This is a genomic window from Paraburkholderia edwinii, from assembly GCF_019428685.1.
Classification (GTDB): Bacteria; Pseudomonadota; Gammaproteobacteria; order Burkholderiales; family Burkholderiaceae; genus Paraburkholderia; species Paraburkholderia edwinii.
Window position 1 is genome coordinate 1,105,989 of the sequence record NZ_CP080096.1, and the last position, 25,941, is coordinate 1,131,929.

The 25,941-nt window shown below is 59.6% G+C and carries 26 protein-coding genes and 1 pseudogene; 12 read left to right on the forward strand and 15 right to left on the reverse strand.

Features of this window, described 5'->3' with window-relative positions; genetic code table 11:
- Positions 1-152 precede the first annotated feature (152 nt).
- The gene (locus KZJ38_RS26695) at positions 153-845 is read left to right on the forward strand and encodes a class II aldolase/adducin family protein (RefSeq protein WP_246642026.1); all 693 of its coding nucleotides are present in this window, start codon (positions 153-155) and stop codon (positions 843-845) included.
- A 169-nt stretch (positions 846-1,014) separates the two neighbouring features.
- Here KZJ38_RS26695 and KZJ38_RS26700 read toward each other — a convergent pair whose 3' ends face one another.
- Positions 1,015-1,341: a non-heme iron oxygenase ferredoxin subunit gene (locus KZJ38_RS26700; RefSeq protein WP_219802915.1), complete on the reverse strand. Its 327-nt coding sequence runs from the start codon at positions 1,339-1,341 to the stop codon at positions 1,015-1,017.
- Between the two features lie 141 nt (positions 1,342-1,482).
- Between KZJ38_RS26700 and KZJ38_RS26705 the strand changes: the two genes are divergently transcribed.
- From KZJ38_RS26705 to KZJ38_RS26725, 6 genes and pseudogenes are all read left to right on the forward strand, one after another.
- A complete protein-coding gene (locus tag KZJ38_RS26705; protein WP_219802916.1) occupies positions 1,483-2,772 on the forward strand; it encodes an aromatic ring-hydroxylating dioxygenase subunit alpha in 1,290 nt (429 codons plus the stop codon).
- Between the two features lie 77 nt (positions 2,773-2,849).
- A pseudogene (locus KZJ38_RS36750) lies at positions 2,850-3,056 on the forward strand (2Fe-2S iron-sulfur cluster-binding protein); the annotation flags it as partial.
- Positions 3,057-3,182: 126 nt separating this feature from the next.
- A complete protein-coding gene (locus tag KZJ38_RS26710; RefSeq protein ID WP_246642157.1) occupies positions 3,183-3,887 on the forward strand; it encodes an FAD-binding oxidoreductase in 705 nt (234 codons plus the stop codon).
- A gap of 28 nt (positions 3,888-3,915) precedes the next feature.
- Positions 3,916-4,908, forward strand: coding sequence for an ABC transporter substrate-binding protein (locus tag KZJ38_RS26715; protein ID WP_219802917.1), 993 nt, complete (start codon positions 3,916-3,918; stop codon positions 4,906-4,908).
- 66 nt (positions 4,909-4,974) lie between these two features.
- Entirely contained in the window at positions 4,975-6,354 is a 1,380-nt protein-coding gene (locus tag KZJ38_RS26720; RefSeq protein WP_219802918.1) for an MFS transporter, read from the forward strand.
- 98 nt (positions 6,355-6,452) lie between these two features.
- A complete protein-coding gene (locus tag KZJ38_RS26725) occupies positions 6,453-6,947 on the forward strand; it encodes a bacteriohemerythrin (RefSeq protein WP_219802920.1) in 495 nt (164 codons plus the stop codon).
- Positions 6,948-7,016: 69 nt separating this feature from the next.
- On the opposite strand, the gene KZJ38_RS26730 is transcribed toward KZJ38_RS26725, so the two are convergent.
- The 13 genes from KZJ38_RS26730 to KZJ38_RS26790 all read right to left on the reverse strand — a co-directional run bounded on the left by KZJ38_RS26730 (position 7,017) and on the right by KZJ38_RS26790 (position 20,471).
- Positions 7,017-8,351: an MFS transporter gene (locus KZJ38_RS26730; protein WP_219802922.1), complete on the reverse strand. Its 1,335-nt coding sequence runs from the start codon at positions 8,349-8,351 to the stop codon at positions 7,017-7,019.
- 92 nt (positions 8,352-8,443) lie between these two features.
- Positions 8,444-9,400 carry an alpha/beta fold hydrolase gene (locus KZJ38_RS26735; protein ID WP_219802924.1) on the reverse strand — a complete coding sequence of 319 codons (957 nt, stop codon included), beginning with the start codon at positions 9,398-9,400 and terminating at the stop codon, positions 8,444-8,446.
- A complete protein-coding gene (locus KZJ38_RS26740; RefSeq protein ID WP_219802925.1) occupies positions 9,397-10,947 on the reverse strand; it encodes an ethanolamine ammonia-lyase reactivating factor EutA in 1,551 nt (516 codons plus the stop codon). Before KZJ38_RS26740 ends, KZJ38_RS26735 begins: the two co-directional genes overlap by 4 nt.
- 91 nt (positions 10,948-11,038) lie before the next feature.
- Positions 11,039-12,259 (reverse strand): cupin domain-containing protein, encoded by a 1,221-nt coding sequence (locus tag KZJ38_RS26745; RefSeq protein WP_219802927.1) that lies wholly within the window; start codon positions 12,257-12,259, stop codon positions 11,039-11,041.
- Between the two features lie 77 nt (positions 12,260-12,336).
- Positions 12,337-13,020, reverse strand: a complete 684-nt coding sequence (locus tag KZJ38_RS26750) for a 2,3-bisphosphoglycerate-dependent phosphoglycerate mutase (protein WP_219802929.1) — start codon at positions 13,018-13,020, stop codon at positions 12,337-12,339.
- Between the two features lie 38 nt (positions 13,021-13,058).
- Positions 13,059-14,120: a CobW family GTP-binding protein gene (locus KZJ38_RS26755; RefSeq protein ID WP_219802931.1), complete on the reverse strand. Its 1,062-nt coding sequence runs from the start codon at positions 14,118-14,120 to the stop codon at positions 13,059-13,061.
- Positions 14,121-14,208: 88 nt separating this feature from the next.
- Positions 14,209-15,315 carry a zinc-dependent alcohol dehydrogenase gene (locus KZJ38_RS26760; RefSeq protein ID WP_219803650.1) on the reverse strand — a complete coding sequence of 369 codons (1,107 nt, stop codon included), beginning with the start codon at positions 15,313-15,315 and terminating at the stop codon, positions 14,209-14,211.
- Positions 15,316-15,427: 112 nt separating this feature from the next.
- Positions 15,428-16,276, reverse strand: coding sequence for an HpcH/HpaI aldolase family protein (locus KZJ38_RS26765; protein WP_219802933.1), 849 nt, complete (start codon positions 16,274-16,276; stop codon positions 15,428-15,430).
- Between the two features lie 47 nt (positions 16,277-16,323).
- A complete protein-coding gene (locus tag KZJ38_RS26770) occupies positions 16,324-17,385 on the reverse strand; it encodes an amidohydrolase family protein (protein ID WP_219802935.1) in 1,062 nt (353 codons plus the stop codon).
- A 44-nt stretch (positions 17,386-17,429) separates the two neighbouring features.
- Positions 17,430-18,263, reverse strand: coding sequence for an alpha/beta fold hydrolase (locus KZJ38_RS26775; RefSeq protein ID WP_246642027.1), 834 nt, complete (start codon positions 18,261-18,263; stop codon positions 17,430-17,432).
- A 58-nt stretch (positions 18,264-18,321) separates the two neighbouring features.
- Entirely contained in the window at positions 18,322-19,158 is an 837-nt protein-coding gene (locus KZJ38_RS26780) for a 3-methyl-2-oxobutanoate hydroxymethyltransferase (protein ID WP_219802937.1), read from the reverse strand.
- Positions 19,159-19,204: 46 nt separating this feature from the next.
- Entirely contained in the window at positions 19,205-20,146 is a 942-nt protein-coding gene (locus KZJ38_RS26785; protein ID WP_219802938.1) for an ABC transporter substrate-binding protein, read from the reverse strand.
- A gap of 25 nt (positions 20,147-20,171) precedes the next feature.
- Complete coding sequence (locus tag KZJ38_RS26790) at positions 20,172-20,471, reverse strand: hypothetical protein (protein WP_219802940.1); 300 nt, start codon at positions 20,469-20,471, stop codon at positions 20,172-20,174.
- A 236-nt stretch (positions 20,472-20,707) separates the two neighbouring features.
- On the opposite strand from KZJ38_RS26790, the gene KZJ38_RS26795 reads away from it, so the two are divergent.
- Positions 20,708-20,869, forward strand: a complete 162-nt coding sequence (locus tag KZJ38_RS26795) for a hypothetical protein (RefSeq protein ID WP_219802942.1) — start codon at positions 20,708-20,710, stop codon at positions 20,867-20,869.
- A 22-nt stretch (positions 20,870-20,891) separates the two neighbouring features.
- Here KZJ38_RS26795 and KZJ38_RS26800 read toward each other — a convergent pair whose 3' ends face one another.
- Positions 20,892-21,836 carry a LysR substrate-binding domain-containing protein gene (locus KZJ38_RS26800; RefSeq protein WP_219802943.1) on the reverse strand — a complete coding sequence of 315 codons (945 nt, stop codon included), beginning with the start codon at positions 21,834-21,836 and terminating at the stop codon, positions 20,892-20,894.
- Between the two features lie 112 nt (positions 21,837-21,948).
- Here KZJ38_RS26800 and pcaH point away from each other — a divergent pair, with 112 nt between their 5' ends.
- From pcaH to pcaDC, 4 genes are read left to right on the forward strand one after another with little or no spacing between them, the layout of a single operon-like run.
- On the forward strand, positions 21,949-22,659 hold the full coding sequence (pcaH, locus tag KZJ38_RS26805; RefSeq protein ID WP_219802945.1) for a protocatechuate 3,4-dioxygenase subunit beta: 711 nt from the start codon (positions 21,949-21,951) through the stop codon (positions 22,657-22,659).
- A complete protein-coding gene (locus KZJ38_RS26810) occupies positions 22,656-23,189 on the forward strand; it encodes a peptidase associated/transthyretin-like domain-containing protein (protein WP_219802947.1) in 534 nt (177 codons plus the stop codon). Before pcaH ends, KZJ38_RS26810 begins: the two co-directional genes overlap by 4 nt.
- Positions 23,190-23,232: 43 nt before the next feature.
- Positions 23,233-24,603, forward strand: a complete 1,371-nt coding sequence (locus KZJ38_RS26815) for a class-II fumarase/aspartase family protein (RefSeq protein ID WP_219802949.1) — start codon at positions 23,233-23,235, stop codon at positions 24,601-24,603.
- Positions 24,604-24,648: 45 nt separating this feature from the next.
- Positions 24,649-25,833: a bifunctional 3-oxoadipate enol-lactonase/4-carboxymuconolactone decarboxylase PcaDC gene (pcaDC, locus tag KZJ38_RS26820; protein ID WP_219802950.1), complete on the forward strand. Its 1,185-nt coding sequence runs from the start codon at positions 24,649-24,651 to the stop codon at positions 25,831-25,833.
- Positions 25,834-25,941: the final 108 nt, after the last annotated feature.

The window sequence follows — 25,941 nt, forward strand, 5'->3', positions numbered from 1 at the left end:
AACAATTTTTAGCGCAGTAGCCAAGGTTAGCATCACTTGCGTCGGATTCCCAGGCAGATCGGGTACGCCCCGATAGCTGCAACCTTTCCCATGCTGGCGAGCGACATTGAATGCAAGCTGATTCCATGGAAGTGAAGATAATGGATCGACACATGCAGCAGAAGCACATGCTCGTTGACGCAATTCTGATGCTCGAACGTGCTGGGGTCATCGACTTCAACGGTCACTTTAGCTGGCGTGTGACGGGTCAAGATCGCATGTTGATCAACTCAGGTGCGTCAGTGCGTAGCGCGCTTGACGTGAATGACATCGTGACGATCGATTTCGACGGCAACCTGATTGACGGCGATGCGGTTCCGCCGATGGAGTTCCACATTCACTCGGAAGTCTATCGCAAACGACCTGACGTCAATTCGGTCGTGCATACGCATCCTACCTGGTCCACCCTGTTCAGCATGACGGGCAATGTCGTGCAACCGGTGATCATGCAGGCTTCAGTGCTCGGTAAGATCCAGCAGTTCCCGAAGACGGCTTCGATCAACCAGAGGCCGCTTGGTCAGGAGTTGGCGGAATGTCTTGGCGCGCACCGCGTCGCAATGCTCAAATCGCACGGTGCGGTGATTGCGGCCGAAGGCGTTCTTGAGGCATTTGTGCTCGCGTTTTATCTCGAGGAGAACGCGCATCGCCAGTATCTTGCGCAACAAATCGGTGAGCCGATGGTTCTATCGCCCGAACAGGTCGAGACGATCGGCCGTAATCTGTGGAAACCGAACCTGTTGCAAAAGGTGTGGGACTATCACGCGGGTAAGCTCCGCGCAGAACAGACAGTGCCGATGCATCAGTAATCAGCGCAGCGGAAATGCCCGTCGGCGATTATTGTGCAGGTTCGCACATCCTCCATTCCGCTAAAGGCAAGCTTCTGCCAGACGAAGCACTTACGCTGCTTTCGCGACCCGTGAGGCATGCAGCACGCACGGCCTTTCCCGATGTTTGATTGCATCGGGAGCGTCGTTTTCAATCCCCATCCGTTTCGATCACGATCACCCCATCTTCAACGTGCGTCCTGTACGTCTTGAGCGGAATCATGCATGGCGGCGCAACGACCTCACCGGTCCTGATATTGAACGAGCCGTTGTGGAAATCGCATTCCACTGTGTCGCCATCAATATAGCCTTCCGACAACGAGCCTGGACCGTGCGTGCAGGTGTCATCCGTTACGAAATATTCACCCTGAACGTTAAATACAGCGAGTGTCAGGCCGTTCTTTTCGACCTTGATCGCTTTACCTTCAGCTACGTCTCCTGCGTGGCAGAGGTGAGCGAATGCGCAAGCGTGACTCATAGGGAATCTCCATCGTTGACATGTTGTGGGTCCGATGATAACTTTGTTCTTGCTTCTTGAACAGCGTTCCTCATAGAAGAACATAAGAGGAAACGGATTACAACTGCGTTGCGCAACAACAGCACCCCCGAGGCACATACCATGTTGAGAAAAGAGCAGAACGATCTCGTCACACAAACCGGCCCCGGTACCCCGATGGGCGAACTGTTCCGTCGTTACTGGCTGCCGGCGTTGCTGTCGGAAGAACTGGCGGAGCCTGGGGGCGAACCGGTTCGTCTGCAACTGCTCTCGGAACGCATGCTTGCGTTCCGGGATTCGGACGGCAAGCTGGGCCTGATCGATGAATTCTGCGCACACCGTGGCGTGTCGCTGTGGTTCGGCCGCAATGAGGACGGCGGTATTCGCTGCCCGTACCACGGCTGGAAATACAACGTGACCGGTCAATGCACCGAGGTGCCGTCCGAAGCAAAGGAAAGCGGCTACGCGGAAAGGATCAAGCTGAAGTCGTATCCGCTCGTTGAACAGGGCGGCGTCATCTGGGTGTACATGGGGCCGGCCGACCAGCAGCCGCCCCTTCCCGCATGGGAGTTCTCGACTGTGCCGGCACGACAGTCATTCATGAGCAAGCGGATTCAGGAATGCAACTGGCTACAGGCGCTCGAAGGCGGCATCGATTCAAGCCACGTTTCGTTCCTGCACAGCGGCAGCCTCAACGCCGATCCGTTGTTCAAGGGCGCCAAGGGCAACCAGTACAACATGAACGACCTCGCGCCCGTCTTCGAGGTTGTCGAAGCGTCCGGCGGCCTGGCAATCGGCGTGCGGCGCAACGCAGAGGACGATCAGTATTACTGGCGTATTACGCCGTGGGTCATGCCTTGCTTCACGATGGTTCCTCCGCGTGGCGATCACCCGATACATGGCCACTTCTGGGTGCCGATTGACGATCACAATTGCTGGGCCTGGAGCTTCGATTACCATCCGACGCGCGATTTGACGGAAGGCGAAGTGCAAGCCATGAGGGACGGCAAGGGTATCCACGTGCGCTATGTGCCGGGCAGCAACTACGTTCCCGAGCAGAACAGGACGAACAACTATCTGATGGACCGCGCGGCACAGAGGGCGGGCACCACGTACAGCGGGGTGGAAGGCATCGCCATGCAGGATGCCTCGCTTCAGGAGAGCATGGGGCCGATCCAGGATCGTACGAGAGAGAACCTGGTTGGCACCGACAACGGCATCATCATGATGCGCAGCCGGATCATGAAATCCGCGCGTGCACTCGTCGAGCACGGCACGCTGCCGCCGGGCCGCGATGCGGAGTCGCAGAAAGTTCGCTCGGTTGCCATTCTGCTGAAGCGCGAAACTCCGTTCAGCGACGGCGCACGCGATGCAATGATCGCGGAAGCAGGCAAGAAACACCAATCGATCTAAAGCCCCTGCAACTCCGCTGTTCAAAGAGGTATTCGTTCGAGCCGCCGGAAAAAGGACGCAAAGCACGAATACCCGACATGGATGAGACTCTTGTGAATAACCAGAATCATCGCATCACGCTTGCGGGCACCGATCAGTTCTTCGAATGCGCTAACGATGACGTACTGTTGCGATCGGCCCTCCGGAATAACATCGCGTTTCCATACGAGTGCAATGTAGGCGCGTGCGGCAACTGCAAATTCGAACTGATCGAAGGCGCGGTTGACGCCAGATGGCCCGAGGCGCCTGGCTGGACCGCGAAGGACCGCGAGCGCCGTCGTCATCTTGGCTGTCAGAGCACGCCGCGAGCCGACTGCACGATCAGGATACGTCCAAGTCAGCACTACGCGCCTATACATCGACCGAAGCGTGTGACGGGTACGCTCACATCGCGTCGCCCGGTCACGCACGATATCTGGGAATTCCGCTTCGAGCTTGCCGATGACATGCGATTTGAGCCGGGACAATACGCGTTGCTGACGCTACCCGGCGTTAGCGGTCAGCGGGCCTATTCGATGAGCAACATCGTGCAAGGCTCGCATGCAAAGGTGCTTGATTTCCAGGTGCGCCGCGTACCGAATGGTCGCGGGAGCAACGCGCTGTTCCACACCCTGGCGACCGGCGATGAGGTCGGGATCGATGGTCCCTACGGTATGGCCTATCTGCGTCGGGACGTGAAACGCGACATTCTATGTCTCGCCGGCGGTTCGGGCCTGGCGCCGATGATTTCGATCGCGCGCGGTGTGGCGGCAGACCCGGAAATGCGGGGCGTCAGACTGAACTTCCTGTATGGCGGTCGTTCGCCACGTGATGTGTGCGGACGCGACATGCTCGAAGCGCTCGAGAATTTCGGCGAGCTTCTTCATTTTGACGCAGCCGTTTCGGACGCGGGCGGTGAGCAGTGGGGCGGTCACACCGGCTTTGTGCACGAACTGGCTGAGTCGATGTTCGGTGATCGCCTGCGCGACATGGAAATCTATTTTGCGGGACCCCCTGCGATGGGGCAGGCGATCCAGAAGATGCTGCTGGCGCACGGCGTGTCGTTCGGACAGGTGCACTTCGACCAGTTCTATTGATTTTTCTTCGCACTCTAAAGGAGACAGCGTGAGCAAGCTGCAGCTTTCAGTTGCGGTCGGCCCCTATGACCGTATGCGCCCCTTGGTCGATGGTGAAGTGCAGATCGAGGGCGTCGATCCGACATTCATGTTGCAGGAACCCGAGGAAATCTTTTTTCGCGCGCTGCGTCACGCGGATTACGACATCTGCGAACTGTCGTTAAGCAGCTATTCGGTCAAGACAGCAGCGGGTACGTCGGCCTACGTTGCGATTCCGGTATTCCCGTCGCGGGCGTTCCGTCACACGTCGGTGTATGTGAACGCAAACGCGGGTATCAACAAACCGGAAGATCTGAAGGGCAAGCGCATCGGCGTGCCCGAATATCAGTTGACCGCGAACGTGTGGGTGCGCCTGTTCCTCGAGGAGGAATACGGCGTCAAGGCATCGGATGTCACGTGGGTGCGTGGCGGTTACGAAGACCCGACGCGCGTCGAAAAGATCAGTCTGAATCTGCCTGAAGATGTGGAACTGGCGAACGCACCCGAAGGCAAAGCGATTTCCGGCATGCTCGACGCCGGTGAAATCGATGCGCTGATCGGCCCGCGCGCACCGTCGTGTTTCGAGCGCGGCTCCCCGAACGTGAAGTATCTGTTCGACGATCCGCAGGCAGAAGCCGCGGCCTGGTATCGCAAAACAAGGCTGTTTCCGATCATGCACACGCTTGGCATCAGGCGCACGCTCGTTGAACAGCATCCGTGGCTGCCGATGTCGGTGATGAAGGCCTTCGAGAAATCGAAAGCGATCGCACTGCACCGTCTGACCGATACATCGGCTACGAAGGTGACATTGCCGTTTATCGAGACTCAACTGCGCGCCGCGCGCGCATTGATGGGCGACGATTTCTGGTCGTACGGTTTCGCCGCGAACGAACATACGCTCAATCGATTCCTCGCGCAGCACCACGCGGAAGGACTGTCGAGCCGCCTGCTGGAGGCGAAGGATCTGTTCCATCCGGCGAGTCTCGAAAGCTTCAGCATTTGATCGGTCATCAGGAAACGTCGGGGAGATCTCCGGCGTCTTTATTCGGGGGCGCGTAGAAAGATAACCATGCAACAGATCGCAATCGAGCGGGGTGGCTTCGCTGCGAAGGAGGATGCGCTGGCAGGCAGCAAGCTGATATTTGCTGTGATCGCAATATCCCTTGCTACTGCGCTCAGTAGCCTCGATAGCGTGATTGCCAATATAGCGTTGCCGACCATCACAACGATACTGCATACCAGCCCTGCGGATTCGGTGTGGATCGTCAATGCTTATCAGCTGTCGATCATCATGACGTTGTTGCCGCTGTCGTCACTCGGCGATCGTGTCGGCTATGCACGCATCTACGTGGTGGGTCTGGCACTCTTCACATTCGCATCACTGATGTGCGCGATGTCGACATCACTCGATATGCTGATCATTTCACGTGTCTTGCAGGGACTAGGTGCAGCTGGTATTGGCAGCGTGAACACCGCCATCATCAAGATGATTTATCCATCGCGGCTGCTCGGGCGAGGTGTCAGTATTCATGCGTCGGTTGTTTCCATTTCGACCGCTGCCGGGCCGACGATTGCAGCGGCGATCCTCTCTGTGGCGACATGGCCGTGGCTGTTTGCGATCAACGTGCCGCTCGGCGTTATTACGTTCTTCGTCGGATTCAAGGCACTGCCTCGACCGCCTGTCTCGAGGGCGTCTTATGATTACTTCAGCGCACTGCTGAATGCAGCCATGTTCGGACTGCTCGTGATAGGCGTTGATCGGATGGGTCACAGTGACGGCATTAGCGCAAGCGTCGTGATCCAGCTATCCGCGGCGGCGATCTGTGCGTGGCTGCTGGTGCGTCGCGAGCGAAAGCGAACCAAGCCGCTATTGCCGGTAGATCTGCTGCTTACACCGGCATTTCTGCTGGCCATCCTGACATCTGTCTGTTCGTTTACCGCGCAGATGCTCGCCTTCGTATCGCTGCCATTCATGCTACAGGACGCGCTCGGACGCAGTACGATGGAAACCGGTGCGCTCATTACACCGTGGCCGATTGCGGTGCTATGTATCGCACCTCTGGCAGGTTCATTGTCGAACCGCTTTAAAGCGGGGGCGCTTGGTGGTGTCGGACTGGCTATCCTTGCAACCGGTCTGACATTACTCGCGCTACTGCCCGCGCATCCCGCTTCGTTCGATATCGGCTGGCGCATGACGGTCTGCGGAATCGGCTTCGGGCTGTTCCAGCCGCCTAATAACAGGTCGATTCTCGCCCTTGCGCCGCTGGGCCGCACCGGCAACGCGAGCGGCATGATTAGCGTAGCGCGCGTGCTCGGACAGACATTCGGTGCTGTGCTGACCGCATTGATATTGCTGATCGAGCCTCATCATGCCGGCGAGGTTGCGTTGATCACCGGCGCGAGTTTCGCCGCTGTTGCGGCGTGCGTCAGTCTGACTCGTTTGTTGTAGGTTGAAATCGCTACAAAGGCGCTCTCTGCCTGGGTTCTTAGTCGTTTTCAGAACCCATTTTTCTTCTGTTGTCGATGGCGTTGCCTGGAGAGATAGTGATGAACACACAAGACTTTACGCACGCATCCCAAACGGCTGACATTGAAGCGCCGGCGCGCCAAAGCGACGCTAGCATGGTCTGGTCAGATGCACGGCTGCTCGGTTTCACACCGATGGATGACGTACACGAGGAATTCTACGAGGTCGTGCTACGCCTCGTGACTTGTACCGATACCAATGCGCTGGCCGCGATCGAGGAATTTGAGGGCCACGCGGTCCGCCATTTTGCGCAGGAAGACGAATGGATGAGCACGACGAATTTCCCACCACGCGATTGCCATATCGAAGAGCATGCGGCTGTTTTGAAATCGGTGTGCGAGGTCAAGGCGGCTCTTGAGGCGGGTCAGGTCAACGCGGGCGTTGTGCGCGATTTTGGTGTGCATCTGTTTGGCTGGTTTCCCGGCCATGCAGACTATCTGGATTCCGCGTTGGCAGCGTGGATGACGAAACTGACAATGGGTGGAAAGCCCGTTGTGCTGAGACGGACCATCTAGTCGAAACGAAGCCGCGGCCACCCAGCGAACGCGCGGGCTGAGCCGCCCGCCGCCCGCTTCAAGCTGCAGTTACTTCGTCGGGAAGCGATCCCGGGCCGCGCGTGAGAGCCAGATCGTGGCCACGCAACCGACGACCGACACGATTGCCGGCGCCCAAAATATCTGGGCCATGTGCAAGCGCATGTGGATCAGTTCACCGCCGGTCATGGGGCCGGCAATGGCGCCAAAGCGTCCGAGACCGTGTGCCCAGCCCGTTCCCGAAGCGCGGATCTGAGTGGGGTAGCAAACGGCCATCAGAGCATTCGTACCCGATTGCGTACCCAGGATGAAGAGGCCGACGCCGAATACGCCAAGCGCAAGCGCCATGGAGTGCGTTTGCTGCCCCAGGAACAGGGCCGCCGCGGCTCCGAGCGCCATATACAGAGGCACAACCCAAAGGCGCCCCCGATCAAGCATCAACGACATCATGAGGCCTCCGAGAACGCCACCCAGGTAGTACATGGAAGCAGCGTGTTCGGCTTGATGCGGGTCCAGGCCCAACGAATGCAGAAGGGTCGGCATCCAGCTGTTCATGAAAAAATTCGCGAACAGCGTCGTGATCGACATCACCCAGATGAGCGGAGTGATGATGCGCAGATTGCCTTCGAATAGTTGGCTGACGTGGAATTTCTTTTCCGCAAGGTGAAGGATCTGAAATCTCGTACCGACCGGAATGTTCAACTCCGGACGGATCCTGCGCGCAAGCTTCACGATCTGTGGATCGTGTGCGTTACGCACGGCCAGGAACTTGATCGACTCGGGCAGGAAGAAGCCCGCCAGGACCACGGTCACCAGCGGAGCGAGGCCGCCGATGGTGAAAATCAGGCGCCATTGCGTGGGGTGAATGATGCTTCCGAGTTGGCCAGGCAGAGCACCACCAAAAGTCAGCCCCACAAACATGATCGTGATCAACAGCGAGCGCTTGCGCTGCGGCGCGTATTCGGCTGTCAGCGCCACTGTATTTGCGGGTAGACCCCCGAGCGCAATACCGGTGAAGAAGCGGAAGACCAGCAGCATAGCAAAGGAGTGGGCAGTTGCGCTAAGCAGGGTGAACACACTGCAAAGCAATGCCGAAGAGAGGACGGCCACACGCCGGCCCCAGCGATCGCCGATGTAGCCGAAACCCAAGGCGCCAAACAGCATGCCGAAGAGGCCGACACTGAACAGAGGGGCCAAGGCGTGTCTCTCGAGTCCGAATTCATTGGCGATACCAATCGCCGCGAATGCGGCGGCCGAAAGATCGTAGCCATCACATAATTGGCATAAAAATCCAATGAACACGACTGTCCAGATAAATGGGCCTATTTTTTGTTCGTCAACAAGATCAGCAATGCGAACTGTTTGTGAATCTACTTCCTGGTTCATTTTCGCTAGTCTCCAGCTGTAGCCTGCGCGGTGTAAGCACAGGTGGCAAAGTATCGGATGCGAACGACACTCAAGAAATGGGAAGGTGGATGTCAGCTATTCAAACTCATTAACTCACTGGAGTTTCGAATAATGCAATCAATCATTCCGGGATGGTCACTGCTTAGATGGGTTCCACCTTCGATAGGGTGAAACACCGATTTTTTCCATGCCTTGATTAACGCGTATACGCCGATGGGCGTAACCTCGTCACGCGTACCGTGAATTAACGCACCGGGAATGTCATGCAATTGATCGGCATTGTTGAGTAGCTGGTGAGGTGACAGGAATCCGTCATTCAGAAAGTAGTGTACGGAGATGCGAGCCATTGCCAACTCTTGCGCCTTTGTTTCTGGGCCTGTTTCGCGTTCCTGGTCTCGCAATCCGGCCAGATGGTCTTCCCAGGCGCACCACAAATAAGCCGCCTCGTATTCCTCTTCTGGGACGCCGCAATTCAATACCTCCCCGTAGGCCTGTAGGAGATCTTGACGTCCGGTGGCGCCGGTCCATCCGGAGAATTGTTCCCAGGCCTCGGGATGCAGGCGACCGGCGCCGCCTCCATAAAGCCACTCCAGTTCGTTTCCGGTGCAGAGAAAAACGCCGCGCAGGAGCAGGGCGCGGACCCTTTGTCGACGGGTTTGCGCATAGACCAGGGCCAGCGTGGTCCCCCAGGATGCACCGGAAATAATCCAGCGTTCAATACCGAGCAGGGTGCGTACTTGCTCAATATCGGAGATCTGATCGTCTATCGTGTTGTGCTCTACGCTGGCCGCGGGCGTAGAACGGCCAGCTCCGCGTGGGTGAATGAGCACGATTCGATAACCGAAGGGATTAAAGAATCGCGGATCCTGGCGGTTAGGGAAACCGCCGGGGCCTCCGCATAGATGCAGCAAGGGAACTCCCAGGGGATTGCCATGGGCCTCCCAGAAGACGCGATGACCGCCGCTGGCATCGATCCAACCGGATTCGCGGGCGGTGCTTGGGGGATAAAGATCGCGCAGATAGATCATCGCGCGGCTTCGGTTGCCGTTCCGGTCACGGGTTCAAACGCCGCTTGGCCCAAACCGCTTGACGTCGGGAACACCAGGGATTTGATCACTACGGGCGCCGCCGAGGCCGTAGGAAGTAGTTCACCGATGTCAACAAAATCGAATTCCTTGAGTGAGATCCCGTCTATGGAAACGATGGGCACCGGGAGGTCGCGTTCCCGCTTGAAGTGGATGCCGATCAAGCCGCCGACATCGCCCTCACCGATCAGGACGATAGGTTGCCCGGCTGCGATCCGCATGCGCATGGCGTTCATGACACCGACAACAAACGCGTCCATGCGGCGATAGAAGGCGGTCCCGGCAAACCGATAGAAGAGGGCAACGGCCTTCGTGTCCGACTGCAGGTCCATCCGCTCAAGCGCTGTGGTGACTGCCTTTTCGATGTCGTTGGGGTCGAGTTGATCGGGCTCGAGATCGAAATCGAGGACCACTACCGGGAGGTTGCGCAGCGGAAGAACCGACTGCGGTTCAACATAAACCGTGCTGCCACTGACTTGAACCGTGTATTGCGAGGCACCGACGACGGTGGCCCGGATACCCTCATCCGTTTCCCTGATTTCAGCTCCCGAGGCTTCGATGCGCTTGCGAACCGCGGCGGCCAACATCAAGCCCAAGTCGCCGAATACCCGTGTTTCGCGGCCGTAAACGTATTCCGAAACACCGCCCGAGAACGTGACAAGATCGGGAACCCGCGCGCCTTCCAGGGGCGTGAGGCGCAGCAACGAAGCCGTTAGCGGACTGAGTTCCGCGCCGTTCTTCATCGACGCCTCGCACAGGCGCTCGGCCATGCGGTCAACGATCGCCTCCAGTACACCGGGGAGCGGGGGATAACCCACGGTCAGCGTGGCGCCAACCTCCTCGGCAAATCGTTCGCCCGCGGCTTCGACACGGGTAACGCTGCCTTCCGCGTCAAAGGTAATGATGCGGGCGCCGATGTCGATCGCGGTCACGCTTTTGACCTCGCCATCTTCACAGATAGCGATCTTCGTGGTCCCGCCGCCAATATCCAGATGGAGCAGGCGGGTACCTTGACGCAGCGCACGCAAGACGGCGCCGGAACCGAACGCGGCCAGCATGGATTCGAGACCATCGCCGGCGGAGACCGAAACGAACTTGCCCGCCTGCGCTGCAAACAGATCACCGATTGCGCGTGAATTACGACGGCGGACCGCCAGGCCGGTCAGGATCAGGGCGCCGGTATCAATCTGATCCGGCGTGACGCCCGCCTTTTCGTATTGCTCATCAATGAACGCACCCAGCCGGATCTCGTCGATCGTCAGATCGTCGGTGTACGGGGTGATCAAGATATCCGATTCGTGAAGGATCGTACGTTGTGCGACGATGTAGCGCGTGGTCGTTCGTTCGAGAACGATGTGCGAAATGACCATGTGGGAAGTGGAGGACCCGACATCGATTCCCACGCTGACCAGGTGGATTTCATCTTCTTCCTCCAGACTTCGGCCGGTGTCGGTAAAGAAGATCCGACCTTCTTGCGGCTCGTTGCTCATACGTGTCTCCAGTCCATAAAAGACCGGGCTGTGCCCCTGAAAGAACACAGCCCTCTACACTCACTACCTGCGGACCCACTACACGAACGCACTAAACTACCGAGTCACCGACATTCTTTTCCGGCTTGACGTACCACGAAGCGTTCATACGGCTTTGCACGCCATTCTTCGCCAGGCGTGATTCGTACTCTTGACGGATATACGGATCCTCCATCCAGTAGGGAATAGCCGTGCCGCCGGAGCCGACGTCCTGAGCCGTGTAATCGGTATGCTTCGAACCCGGGGCACCCGGATCACGCCCCGGGTTGTGCGGACCAAACCATGCCGTCAGGCGGAACGGTTCGCTGGACGTGCTGAAGTGCTGGTGGTACCAACGTGCGCCGCCAGGCGCTGCGGTAACCATTCCGCCGTAACCGTAGTCGAGGCGACGAACCTTGTCCGCTTGACCGGTGGCCCACGGGGTTTCACCACATTCTTCCGGCCACGTGTACGTATAGCCTTCACCCTTCAGGCAGATGAGGATTGCTGCTGACGTGTGAGCGTGAGCCTTCGAATAGCGGCCTTGCTCGTGCTGACCGATCCAGAAGTAGAAGCAGTTTTCCGTCATGAATGGCTCAACGCGGCGATAGCCCGGCGAACGACGGTTGTCCAGCGGCAGATCGCAGTTGACCGCGTCGGTGATCAGGTTGGTACGACGACGGGCAAGACCGCGCACCGGATCCGTTTCGATTTCATCGCGCGGCTTGTAGAAATCTTCGTCTGCACTGAAGCGATCACGGAACACGAACGGGTTGTTAAACACCGCTTCGACGTTGTTGATCTGATTCATCACGTTCGGCGCCGTGTTGCCTGCGAGCAGAACCGCGCCGGAGTTCGAGCCGTCAACGATGCGGAACCAGGCGTTCATCGGAATCGAGAACATCGAGCCGGCTTGCCATTCGAAGACATGCTTGCGGCCTTCGCCTTCGAGCCAAACCTCAGTGGTGCCACGGCCTTCGACCACCCAGTAGATTTCCTCGAACATGTGCTTTTCGGGGTTCAGTGCGCCGCCGGCGGGCACTTCAACCACATAGCAACCCCACTTCGTTTCCGTGCCCAGGAGCTGGATGTAGTGCCCGCGGCCCCCTTTGCGCTTCCATTGCACCATCGGCAGATCGCGCACATCCTTGACACCAATGTCACGGAAGACGGGAACCCCTTCGCTTTCCATGAACAGGTCATAGGGCGTCGGTTGCTTCTTGAATTCGCCAAAACCTGCTTTCTTGTGGCCGGCGGGTTCGTGCCAGTGGGCAAGGTCCTTTTCATGCGGCATCGCGTCTCTCCTTGTATGGGGCCATCTTTTTGGGCAAACACGCTCTTAAGCGCGTATCCGCCCCGGGTTTGGGAAACTCAGTCGTTGTAGGCGACGGGTTGAGCGTTGGGAATTTTCATCGACGCCGTCGTCTCATCCGGATGGCCTTCAATGATCTGTATGAGAGACCGCAAGGTCGTCCCGTGGGCGCATACCAGTACACGTTTGCCCGCCTGTATGCGCGGCAATATCAGATCCGTCCATGCCGCGCGCACACGGATTGCCGCGTCGCTAATGGATTCAGCACGGGGCAATGACTGGGCAGCGAATGGCGAATACCGGGGATCCGACTCCGGACTGTAGGGGGCGTTTGGCGGCACGGGCGTTGGACGGGCATCCGTGTTAAAGCGGAAATTCGCCAGCTCGAGCGCACCGTACTGGGCCGAAACTTCCGCTTTGGTCATGCCGGTCAAAATACCGTAATGCCGTTCATTGAGGCGCCAATCGGTGACCGGCGACCGGTCATGGTCCGGATAGAGGTGCCTGGCCACGATCCAATAGGTGCACAGGGCCCGGGACAGCATCGAAGAAAGCCCATCATCGAAACTCCATTGCGCACACCTTAGCAACTCGGCCGCTTTCTGGGCCTGAATCACGCCCTGTGGCGTCAGATCGATATCTGCCCATCCGGTAAACCTGGAACTGGCATTCCATTCGGATTCGCCATGTCGGAGCAGCACCAGTTTTGCCTGGGGTCCGAGAGGGGCAGGGGCGAGCACCATTGGGTTTGCCTCTTCTCTATCCGTTGTGCGTGATGGCGTCAGTGGTGGACACAGGCTTCAAAACCGGCTCTCAAGGCCTCACGATTGAGGTCGCGGCCGATCAGCACGTACCGGCTGTAGCGGGCCTTCGCTTCGGCCCAAGGGCCTTGAAAGTCACCCTCCATGAGCATGTGGACCGATTGGAATACGTAACGGCGCTCGCATTCGGAGATCTGGAAAATCCCCTTGGTGCGCAAGATATCGGTGCCCTGCATCGTCACCAGATTCCCAAGCCATTCTTCCAGCCTGGTCAGATCCAAGGCCTTCTCCGTTGCCAGCGAGACGCTATGGATACCGCCGGCCTGGATGTGGTTATCTACGTCGTGCGCGTGATCGTGGTGGTCATGACCGTGACCGCAATGTTCGTCATGCACGTGTCCGTGATCGTGGTCGCAATGCTCATCGTGATCGTGCTCTGGAGCCTGCGCCATCGTGGCCAGGCCTTCGACGCGGGACAGGTCAAACGATCCGCGGCCGATTACCGCATCGAGCTGGATCTGACAACGCGATGTCTTGTAAACCCGTGCAAACGGGTTCAGCTCCCGAAGTGCAGTCTCGATGCCGTGCAACCGCTTTTCCTCGATGTGTTCAACCTTGTTGATAATCAATTGATCCGCGAACGCGATCTGTTCCACGGCTTCCCGACTATCTGCAAGTCTCTGATGGATGTGCACAGCATCCACCAGAGTGATGATCGAATCGAGTTTAAAGTGGGCCTGCAAATGTGGATCGACGAGGAACGTCTGGATCACGGGCCCTGGGGCCGCCAGACCAGTAGTCTCGATGATCACCGCGTCAAAGGTCTGAGACGCGGCCAGAAGCTTGTAAAGCACCTGGATCAGATCGGCCCGGACCGTGCAACAGATGCATCCGTTGTTCATTTCAAACAACTCATCATCCGATGACACAAGCAGATCGTTATCGATGCCGATCTCACCGAACTCGTTGACGATCACGGCGTATTTTTTGCCATGATCTTCGGACAGAATGCGGTTGAGCAGCGTCGTTTTACCCGCTCCCAAATAACCCGTGAGAACCGTTATAGGGATAGGTTTTTTCATTTCGTCTCTCCGGCGACCTCAGGACTCAGCCGCCCTGCGGTCTAAAAAATGACAACCTTAGGCCGCAAGGACCCGGATTCGCTTCGATTTACATCCACGGCATGATCGACACGTGTATCGCGTCTTCGGCGCCGCCCACGGCCTTGATCGCCGTGTCTGAATCCTTGAGGGCAAAGCGGTGCGTAGTGATCTTTTCAAGCGGGAAACGCTTCGAAGCCAATTGCTTCAATGCGAGTTCGCAAGCCTTATACGAGTGGCCGCGAGCCGACTTGATCGTGATGGCCTTGACGGTAACCTTGCCAATCGGGAAGTTCGGGAAGTCAGCCATCTCGCCTTGAATCAGCAGCGTGCCGCACTTGCGCTTCAGTGCTTCGATGCCGAGCAGAATGGCCTTTGTGCCTGCACCAGCCGTGCAGTCCAGCGCGACGTCAACGCCACGTCCGTTCGTTGCTGCCAGAATCTTTTCCAGCGGGTCTTCGCTAGACACGTCGATAACGACGTCGGCGCCAAGTTCCTTCGCGATCTGAAGGCGCTTGGAGTCTTTTGCCGTACCGGTCACGATGATCATGGAGGCCCCCGCCTGCTTGCACGCAACGACTTGCGACAGACCTTGCTGGCCCGGCCCCTGGATCAGCACCGACGTGTCATAGCCGACGTTGCAATCGAACAGTGCCCATTCGATGCCGTTCGCCATAGGCGTTACGACACCTGCGAGTTCCGGGTCCAGACCATCCGGAACCTTGTGGACGACGGCATTGGATGGCAGGTAGATGTATTGCGACAGGCCACCCAGCAGCGGCGAGTGGTCATTGTCGATTGCCGTGTAGCCGAGGCGGATGCCCTTGGGGTTGAAACGCCAGTCGGTGCCGATGCAGTGACGGTATTGGCCTGCGTGACAGTGTTCGCACTTACCGCACGAGGTGTAGTGTTCCGGGAAAATGCGATCGCTGATCTTGAGGCCGGTGCGCTTCAAAAACTCGGGGCCAGCCTTCTCGAGAATGCCGATGTTTTCGTGACCCATCACGACCGGAGCGCCCTTCAGTTTCTCCTTGTACATCTTGACGTCGGTACCGCAGATGCCGGCAACTTCAACACGCATCAACGCGCAATCATCCGCCACCTCAGGCATGTCGAATTCACGCAATTCGAGTTCGCTCGGGCCAACACGAACCTGTGCAAGAACCTTGTCCACCATCTTCAATACTCCTTGGAAAAATTTGACCGGCAGTGATTCAGCTTGCCGTCTGTCGCCTATATATTTCGTCAATCAGGTTTTCGCGTGATTGGCCGATTTAATGATTGACCGACTATTGGCCCAGTCTGGAGCGAACCGAAGTCACCGTATCGAAGTTACGTGGCGCCGCTGCCATGAGGAAGCGGTAGCCTTCATCGATCACGCGTTGGGCGTTGTCCTTCGTCACGTGAGGATGACCAACGATCACGTTGTGCTCTTTGCAGGTGGCAACGATCTGCGCCATAGCGGCCAAAACTTCCGGGTGCTCGGTCTGACGAGGAACCCCCAGTTCCTGACTCAGGTCGCCCTCTCCGATCAGGATGGCGCCGATTCCAGGGACGTTCTTCAGCATGTCCGGGAGGTTCGTAATGCCCGCCGTGTCTTCGATCTGGAGCACCGCAAAGATCTCGCCTTCGGCAGCCAGCGGCCATACATCGGCTTTCGCGTAGTATTCCGCCATCGACAGACCCCAGTAACGCGCAGCCTGCATCGGACCATCGCCACGGATGCCCGCCGGTTCGTACAGCGGCTTGTCCTTCAAGCGTGAGTATCGGCATGCGGAAATCGCGTTGTATGCCTCTTCGACGGTCGAGATGTGTGGGAACACGACGCCATAGCAACCGATGTCCAGCGCCTGTTTGGCCAAAAACTGATTCATCTCGCAACCGTTAGCCGGCACGCGGGCAAGCGGCGTGACCGCTGGGGCGAGTCCGTTCTTTGCGATCTGGCTGCGGTTCATCAGGTATTGCAGGCTGTTGCGCAAGCTCTTGATATCCCAGCCACGGTGCTCGCCTTCGAAGACCACCGAGTCATAAGGTGACGCCTGGAGTTCGGTTGCGGTTTCGATTTCGCACGGAGCAAACAGCGAGAATGCGTGGCCGCCCGTTTCGAGTGCGCGGATAACACCATTAAGACGCGACATGTTTCAACCTTTTGATGAAGGGGAGTTCAATGAGCTCTCCATCGTTGCTATTTCGCGGCCACGGCCTGTGCCTGGGCTTCACGGGCCTTCAGGCGGGCTTTCAAGCGGGCATCGAGGCGCGGGTAGACGCGGCGGGCATTGCCTTCGAAGATCTTGAACTTGGTCTCTTCGCTCAGGCCTTGCACTTGATCGATGTAGCGCTTCGTATCGTCAAATGCGTGACCCGTTTCCGGATCGATGCCGGGCACTGCGCCCAGCATTTCCGATGCAAACAGGATGTTGTCTTCCGGAACGACACGAGTCAGGAGCTCAATGCCCGGAAGGTGGTAGACGCAGGTATCGAAGAACACGTTCTGCATCACGTGCTCGACGAGCTGGCGCTTTTGCATCGCCAGGCTCATGCCGCGGTAACGGCCCCAGTGATAGGGAACGGCGCCGCCGCCATGCGGGATCACGAAGCGCAGGGTCGGGAAATCCTTGAACAGGTTTACCTGAATCAACTGCATGAACACGGCTGTATCCGCGTTGATGTAGTGGGCGCCCGTATGGTGGAAGTTCGGATTGCAACACGAACTGACGTGGATCATGGCCGGCACGTCGAGCTCAACCAGCTTTTCGTAAATCGGGTACCAGTGGCGGTCGGTCATCGGAGGGCCGCTCCAGTTGCCGCCGCTCGGATCAGGGTTCAGGTTCACGCCCACGAAACCGAGTTCGTTGACCGCGCGCTCCAGTTCCGGGAGGCAATTCGCGGGGCTGACGCCGGCACTTTGCGGTAGTTGCGCGACACCGGCAAAGTTGTCGGGCAGCAGTGTTGCAATCCGGTGGATGAGATCGTTGGACAGGCGCGTCCATTCGAGCGACGTTGCTTCGTTGCCGATGTGGTGCGCCATGCCGGCGGCACGGGGGCTGAAAATGGTGAGATCGGAACCGCGTTCGCGCTGGAGTTTCAGTTGCGGCTGAACGCTAGCGATGATCTCCTCATCGCTGACACCAAGGTCCGTGCTTTGGGGCTTACGTGATGGATCCAATAACCCGGCTAGCTGCTTGTCGCGAAAGACATGCAAAGCCAGAGGTTCGGTCGTGTAATGGCAGTGGGTATCGATAATCACGGTAGGGGACCGCCGTATGTAAGATCGTTCGCGACGTTGGTTTGTCAGGCCTGAGCGAGGCCCTGCTTTTCGAATGCGGACCTGAAGAACGCATCCAGGCGTTCAGTGGTGTTGGCTGCCTGCTGATCCGCTGCGTTCACTGCCCAGTACTCCGAATTCGGAATGCACTCGTGCAGGTACATGGCGGCTGAAGTCGCATGCGACGCGTCTTGTCCGGGAATGATCAGCGTCGGGGTGTTGAGCACGAGCAGGTCTTCGGGCTCGGCTCCCGGTGCGGTATCGCGGTCGAACAGGGTCCGGCCCATGCCGGTCACGATTGCGCGGTAGTTTGTGACGTCGAACGATGCGAATGCCTTCGCGAATTCCTTGTTCGTCTGGATCACCGATGCCCAAGGTCCGCCACGGGGATCTGCACCGAACGGCTTGCCGGACTCAAGCGCGAGTTCCACCACTGCGGCCATACCGTTTTGACTCACAAACGCCAGGTGCTCAGAGAAGCGCTGATGACTGCTCATGCGGTAGCGGGCACCGCCTACAGGCCAGTAGAGAACCTGACCCAGAACGCGTTGCGGGTGCTGGGTGGCGAATGCGATGACGGGCGAAACACCCATGCAGCCGCCCATCAGGAATGCGCGGTCGATACCGAGGTGATCGAGGAGACCCATACCTTGGGCAACCATGTCTCGCCATGTCACGCGTTCAATACGGCCGCCCGACTGACCGGTTTCGCGCCGGTCAAAGACGATGCACTTAAAGCGCTTGCTCAGATAATCGAGCGGCTTGACCCTGGCATAGACACCGAGCGTGCTCCACGTTTCGATCGTCGCATTGAACCCTCCCGGGCTGTACATCAGAAGCGCGGGCCCGTCGCCGATCACATCGTAACGCGTGGAAATTCCGTCAACAGTAACGAAATGCATGGTTAGCTCCCGGGGATCAGATTGCGGCTTTAGCTTTCGGGGTGCCTTTGATCTGCTTGCCGGCGCGAACATCGGCAAACAGTTCGGTCAACGCGTTCAGCGTCGTACGCGCCACGTTTGCGTATTGCTCCAGTTCGGAGTCGATGCTGCCCGCACCGTAGCCGATCGCGGCATGGGCCATGCGCACACGACCATCAAGCCAGGGACCGCCGCCGAAACCGCCTATCACAGGGATATCCACGGCCTTGCACACTGCCTCGCCGGCAACGGGGCCCGAGTTTGTGAAGTCGATCATTGAGGCCCCAGCGGCTTCCATGATCTTTGCGTCCTTGACCAGTTGCGTAACCATGGCGTCGGAGACCAGTGCGCCGTTTGCGTTGCTGTATTGAATGCCGTATTTCAGTGCCGTTTGCGGCGTGATGCCGAACTGGGCCATCACGGGGATGCCGGCCTTGACCAGGGCAGTCACCGCCTCCGGATAGTCCGCGGCTCCGTCCAGCTTGATCATGTCAGCGGCTGCTTCCTTGACCAGACGGATACCGGCTTCCACCGCCGACTGGACACCGCGCTGGAGCGAACCAAAAGGCATGTCGGCGCAAACCAGTGCACGCGTGGCGCCACGGCGAACCGCCCTGGATACGATGATCATTTCATCCAGAGTGATTTCGAGCGGGTTCGCGTGACCCCAGACGTTGACGCCCACCGAGTCACCGACGATGAGCATATCGACGCCCGCACGTTCTGCAATGCGAGCTATTTGCACATCCCAGGCAACCACGCCCATGATCTTCTGTCCGTCACGCTTCATCTGTTGGAGCGCCGGGATCGTGACTTGTTTATCGTTAGCTTGCATGTCTGATTCGATAGTCGATTTCGATTCTGGATCTGTGGCCCAAGGCTCAGCCCACGAGGTCCAACGTACCGGCGGCAAAGATGTCTTCGAGTGCGTATTTCTCGGCCAGGATGCCTTGCTCCGACGCAAAGCGGATCACGCTTTCGAGCGCCTGTCGGTTGGGCTCGACGCCGTACGGGAGCGGATCGCCGCCAAGCGTGTCCATGACGCGGCCATAGAACTTGTCACCGGGCTGACGATCCGAGGCTTGCGTTTGCTGGAGCCGTTCGAGCCACTGGCGCTTGGAATCCGCGAATGCCTTGAAGAGCGAGGGCGCCAGATCCGGGTTCTGTTCAAGCAGTTCGTTGCGAACGACGACTGTATGGTTGATCGGGTAGTAGCCCGAATCACGCATAGCCAGAAAGGCCACGTTCTGTGCGTCGGGAATCAACGGAACCAGATTCGGGTTGTCGACTTTGAGACCCACGGCCGCCGCCACTTCACCGGAGATCAGCAGATCTTCGACCTTCTGGCCCGGTTCCACAGGCACCACATTGCCCGGCGCCTTGTACTCCGCCACGTGCTCATCGCCAGAGAGAACCCAGGTGATGTTCGAAAGATCAACACCGTATTGATGTTCAAGAACCGCACGGGCCCACACACCAGCCGTTACCGTATAGCCACGATTGACACCGACCTTGCGGCCTTCCAGCTGGCGCGGGTGCTCGATGCCGAGATTGCGATTCACCAGAATGCCGCCATGGTGGAACGCGCGAACGATGAAAACTGGAAGGGCGGTAAATGGCTTACCGTGCGCCCGGGCACACAGATAGGTCGTGATAGCCATTTCGGAGACGTCGAACTCAGTACCGCGAACCATCCGCCGAAATGCCTGGATGATCGCCGGCACTTCTTCGAATTCGAGCGACCAGGGACCGGTGTCAACCTTGCCTGTTTTAAGGGCCTCAGTGTGCCCAAAGGTCTGGACGCAGGTCTTCAGAATTGCCATTCGAGAAGTCTCCTATCAACGGCCGTTAGCAACAGGCATCAAAATAATCATCAGGGACGAGCAGCGAGCGTCTTAGCCATTTCCAGGGCAAGTCGTCGTCATCGAATTCCGACATCGGTTTAAAGACCTTAAAACGATGACGACCCTCGTCGGTCCAGAACGCAACCACGGTCTCCAGCGGAGGACACCCGGGCGACTGACACTCGATCTCCGAAACCATGATCACGATGTCGATCCCGAGTTCGAAGTTCGCGCGCACCACTTCACGAATGCGGTCCGCGTGCGACAACGAAAGAGGATCGGGCCTCCCGATATTTCCTAGCATCTCAGGTCCCGCAGGTTGAATCGCGAATCTGTATCGGGTTATCTAGTTCTTTTATGTGGAACGTTGTTCTGAATACAGAATCAACCTTATCACTAAGGATTGGCAGCGTCAACGACGCAGGGAGTGAAAATCAGGGCTGTGAGCTGCTGCTGGACAGCGTGAGTGTCCGTGCCTCAAGGACGAGGCGTAGCGATAACGACGAGGTGGTTTGGTGGTGTGATTTCGGAGCTGCAAGCGTGTCCGTGCCGCTCGACATGAGCGCGCTGGTAACGTTGCTGACCGTGGTCGTGGTGATGAACAGCCGGCTCGATCCGATCCGGCTCGTCGCATTCGGGCTCGCGGCTCGGGGTGGTGGGAATCATTGCTTGAGCCGCTCGCGCGGCGCGCTAAAGCGTTAGCTAAGCGCCGGCCTCGCATCCATCATGATCGCGCCTGCCCGCCGACGGCTACCTCGCGCAAGCGCGCGATCATCGCGCGCGTGGCCGCGCTATGGTCGGCGTCGCGTTTCGTCGTAATGCCGACGCGTTCCTCGCTGCCAGGCAGCGCAGCCGGCGCCACGGCGAGCGAACTGCTCGCGATATCGCGAGCGACCGCGCTGCGCGGCACGAGCCAGACCGCGTCGTGCTCGAGCGTCAGCGCGCGCGCCATCGAAATCGACAGGGTTTCGACCAGCATGGCTGGCGTGCCGATTCCCGTAGCCTCAAGCAGGCGTTCTGCCGACTGGCGGATCAGCGTGCCGGACGGTGGCAGCAGGACCGGATACGCGCCGCTGCCGACGGTCTCGCGCAAGCCGCTCCGGCTCACCGCGTGGCCGGGCCGCGTGACGACCACCAGCGGATCGTCGAACAGGTATTCAAAGCGCAGCCCTTCCGAGAGCTCCGGATCGCTCGCGCGATTCACCGCGAAAGCAAGCTGTCCCCCGCGCACGCCCTCGAGCAGATCGGTATTGGAGGCGGTCACGACCTGCAGCGCGATATCGCGCCAGACGGTGTGCAACGCTGCGATGGCGGGCGGCACAAGAATCGCAGCGAGCGTCGGCAGCACGCCGAAGCGGATTTCCGCGCGCTGCGGATCGTCGCGCACCGATAGCGCGCGGAACCCATCGCGCAGCGTCGCGAGCGATTGCATCGCGAAAGGCAGAAGACGCTGGCCGTCGGGTGTCAGTCGCGCACCTTGCCTGCCGCGTATGAACAGCGTCGCACCGATCATCTCTTCGAGTTCCACCAGCGTCTTCGATACCGCCGGCTGCGAGATCGACAACTGTTCGGCGGCCCGCTGCAACGAGCCACACTGCGCGACGGCGACGAAGCAGTGCAAATGGCGAAGCTTGACGCGTGCGCCACTGGAAGGCAGTTGTATATCCATTGGTTATGGAAAGTCGCACGAAAATTCAATTTCCATAATCTTAGATGCGTTTCAGAATGGCTGTCACGATGCCGGTGCCGACCGGACAACACCTCGGACAGGAGACCGCCTTATGGCAGCCAGCCCGCTCGACGTCTTCGACTGGACGTCGCACCCGCCGTACGACTACGCGCCCTACCGCTCGACCGCGAGGCGCTCGCCGCGCGAGGCGCTGTTGCCGATGCCGGAGCGCATGCGCAACCTGCGCGCGCCGGTTTACGGAGCCGACCGGCTCGGCGCGCTCGATCACGACCTGACGCGCAATGCGGTCAGAAATGGCGCGCCGCTTGGCGAACGCATCATCGTTATCGGGCGCGTGCTCGATGAACGCAACAAGCCGGTGGCGGGCGCGCTGGTCGAAGTCTGGCAGGCGAACGCGGCGGGCCGCTACGTGCACAAGGGCGACCAGCACGATGCGCCGCTCGATCCGAACTTTCTCGGCGCGGGCCGGTGCGTGACCGACGCAAACGGCGTCTACCGGTTTCTGACCATCAAGCCAGGCGCCTATCCGTGGGGCAACCACCCGAACGCATGGCGTCCTAACCATATTCATTTCTCGCTGTTCGGTGATTACTTCGCGTCGCGTCTCGTCACGCAGATGTATTTTCCGGGCGATCCGCTGCTCGCGTTCGACCCGATGGTGCAGGGTGTGCCCGAACAGGCGCGCGAACGGCTGATCTCGAGGTTCTCGCTCGATGTGACCGAAGAAGGTTACGCGCTCGGCTATGTATTCGATATCGTGCTGCGCGGCGCTGCGCAAACGCCGATGGAGACGAAGCGATGAGCCGCCAGACACCTTCGCAGACAGTCGGTCCGTACTTCGCCTATGGGCTTGTGCCGGAGCAATACGGATTCGATCTGAAAAGCGCGTTCCCGACGCGCCTGATCGAATCCGACGATCCGGCGCCGCGTGTGACGCTGACCGGTCGCGTGCTCGACGGCGACGGCGCGCCGGTTCACGACGCGCTGATCGAATTCTGGCTCGCGCGCGGTGAAGCGCCGCCGGCGATGTGCCGTATCGGCACGGGCACCGATCCGCAGTGCCGCTATAGCGTCGATCTGCCGCGCCCGCAGGCGGCCGGCAACGAGGCGCCGCATGTCGATGTGATCGTCATGGCGCGCGGGATGTTGCTGCATGCGATCACGCGCATCTATCTGGACGACGAAGCACAGGCCAATGCGGCCGACGCCACGCTCGAGGCCGTGCCCGCCGCTCGCCGCCACACGCTGATCGCTCGCGCGATCGGGCACGGGCACTACCAGTTCGATATCCGCTTGCAGGGCGAAAACGAGACCGTCTTCTTCGAGCTGTAACAGACTGCGCCGCCCGTTTGATCGACCGGAGGAAAGGAAGCCGATGCAATCACTACGCGCCATGTTTTCGACGGCGCCGATGCGTGCGCTATGGGATGACGACGCAATCTATCGTGCCATGTTGCGCTTCGAAGCGATGCTTGCGGAAGCGCAGGCTCAATGCGGACTGATTCCGCGCGAAGCGGCACACGTTATCGGGCAGGTATGCGCCGAGGCCGACGGATTCGACTGGACCGCGATTTCCGGCGACGCGCGTATCGCAGGCACGGCGGCCATTCCTTTCGTCAAGGCGCTCAAACGCGAAGTCGAGCAGCGCGCGTCCGGTTGTTCGGCATTCGTGCATTACGGCTCCACGAGCCAGGACGTTTGCGAAACCGCGCTCGTCATGCAGACACGGCAGGCGCTTGCACTCATTTACGCGCAGATGCAACGACTCGGCGACGCGCTCGCCGGTCTGGTCGAGCGGCATCGCCGCACGCCGGTTCTCGCGCGTACGCTGATGCAGCCCGCGGCGCCCGTGTCGTTCGGCTGGAAGGCGGCAGGATGGCTCGATGCGCTCGCACGCTGCGCGCTCGCGTTGCGCGAGGCCGGAGAAGCGGCTCGCGTGCTCCAGCTCGGTGGCGCCAACGGCGCACGCGTTGCGCTGGGCACGCATGCCGATGCGGTCGCGACGTCGCTTGCTGCGCGATTGAGCCTCGCATCGACGCCGCTCGCCTGGCATGGCGCGCGCGATCGCCTCGCGCGGCTCGGTAACGAACTCGCGCTCTCGTGCGCGATGCTCGGCAAGCTCGGCCGCGATATCTCGCTGATGATGCAAAGTGAAGTGGCCGAGGTTTTCGAGCCGTCGGGAGAGGGCAGGGGCGGTTCATCGGCGATGCCGCACAAACGCAATCCGGTCGCCTGCATGCATATGCTCGATGCCGCGTCGCGTGCGCCGGCGCTTTCGTCTTCGCTGGTGGCCGATATGACCGCCGAGCACGAACGCGGCCTCGGCAGTTGGCCCCATGCATTGCCGTTGCTGGCCGATCTTTTCATGCTGCTCGATAACAGCGTGACGATGGCTGCCGAAACGATCGAAGGACTGCGTGTCGAGCCGAATGCGATGCGCGCGAACCTCGAGCGTTTGCACGGTGTTGTCTATTCGGAGGGCGCCAGTTTGCTGCTCGGCTGTGAAATCGGCACGCAGGCTGCGCAACGCATCGTCAACGAATTGTGCAAACGGGCGCTCGACGAGCAAGCCGACTTCTGCGCGCTGCTGCATACGCATCCCGACGTGCAAGGCAAGATTGCGGCCGAGGTTATCGATCGCGCTTGCGGTCTCGACGCGTGCCTCGATGCCGCCGCTGCGCAGTGCGCGCCGATACTCGCCGCCTGGCCGGCCCAGCGCGCGGCGCTGGGCGGCGAACCGACGTAACCGGTTCGAACCACGATCTTCATTATCGAAAGGAAGGAATTTCGCATGCCCTACGCAAGCAACGGCGGCACCCGTCTCTACTGGCGTTGCGACGGCAAGCGATCGCTGCCGGCGCTCGTGCTCGGCAATTCGCTCGGCACCGACTTCTCGCTATGGGACCCGGTATTGCCGCGTCTGATGCGACACTTCCGTGTGATCCGCTTCGATATGCGCGGCCACGGCGCTTCCGATGCGCCGCGTGGCGCTTACACGCTCGCTCAGTTAGCCGGCGATCTTGCAGCGATCGTCGATGCCGCGGGTCTAGAGCGCTTTCACTACTGCGGCGTGTCGCTGGGCGGCATGGTCGGCATGGCGTATGCGCAGCGCGATGACCATCGGCTCGATCGGCTCGTGTTGTCGAACACCGCGGTGCAGTTTCCCGAAGACGCGTGGAACGCGCGCATCGACCGCGTGATGAGTGGCGGCATGCAAGCCGTCGCGGACACTGTGCTCGAGCGGTTTTTCACCTCGGCTTTCCGGGCGCGCGGCGACGTGAATCTCGAACGCGTGCGCGAGACGCTGCTGTCGATCGACCCCGATGGCTATATCGGCTGCTGCAAGGCGATCCGCGACATGCGCATTGCCGAGGGCCTCGGCGCGATCGATGTGCCGACGCTCGTTATTACCGCTAGTGACGATCAGTCGACGCCGCCCGCGCGCGGCGCAGAAATCGTGGCAGCCATCCCCGGTGCGCAACTCGCCGGCCTGCCCGGTGCGCACATTCCGATGACCGAGTTGCCCGTCCAGTGGAGCGACACGGTGCTCGCCTTTCTTGCACCCGAAGGCGAGCTGTCGGAGCTCGAGCGCTACGACATCGGCCTTGAACGCCGCCGCGAAATTCTCGGCCGCGACTATGTCGATGCGCGCCTGGCTGCACGCACTCGTTTTAATGCGCGCTTTCAGGAAATGATCACGCAGCTCGCGTGGGGCACGATCTGGACGTCGAGCCGCTTCGACGACGTGACGCGCCGCATCGTGGTCCTGTCGATGACCGCCGCGCTCGGACGCTGGGAAGAATTCGAACTGCACGTCGGCGCTGCGTTGCGTGCCGGCGTCGAAGCACAGATGATCGAGGAAGCGCTGTTTATGGTTAGCGTGTACGCGGGCGTGCCGGCCGCGAATACGGGCTTTGCAATCGCGGGCAAGCTGCTCAAGGAACATCCGGCCGGGGACCCTCATCGGGCGTCGTAGGCAGCTGAAGCAATGAGCCGAGGCCAGGGCCGGTGCCGCGCGGCCTTCCCGTGGCGTTTTCGATTCCATCGCCCACGTTGAGGTCTTCCGTATCCACCGGTACCGGCT